1 protein-coding gene is annotated in these 434 nt (G+C 54.1%); it reads left to right on the top strand.

The window, feature by feature from the left end; genetic code table 11:
• Positions 1 to 434: hypothetical protein (locus AC27G9_RS21270; RefSeq protein WP_487076566.1), on the top strand; the 434-nt coding region annotated here is incomplete at both ends.

The following is a 434-nucleotide window of genomic DNA, read 5'->3' as shown; positions in this document are numbered from 1 at the left end:
AACTGGACCAAGGTCACGGCACCCGAGGGCCATTATACCTACTACCATTCATGGGTCGGGGAGCGCTTTGGCGGTAAGCTACTGAAAAAAGAAACCCGTGCCAGTGCGTCAGGGGCGGTACTGAAAACCGAAGAATACACCTATTCACCCGAAGCGCCGCTGGGGAACGTCAGCAGTATCGGCACCAGTGCGGATGCCAGTCCTATCCACACCACCAAAACGGTCGTGAAACAAGACGGCGATACCTACACCAATACATGGGCGTTTAATACCAACCAAGGCTCAAGCAGCTATTCGTATGCAAAACCGGTGACCGAAACGGTGAAGTCCAATGTCTCGACGACAGCGCGCAGCACCGTAACCACCTACAGCCACAACAAGAGCAAATGGATATTGGGCTTGCCAACCAAGCAAACGGTCAATGGCCGCGTGGT

It is taken from the genome of Alteromonas sp. 5NS40-0096 (assembly GCF_057544385.1).
Note: the sequence above shows the minus strand (reverse complement) of the source record. Positions and strands in the feature narration are given on the sequence as shown.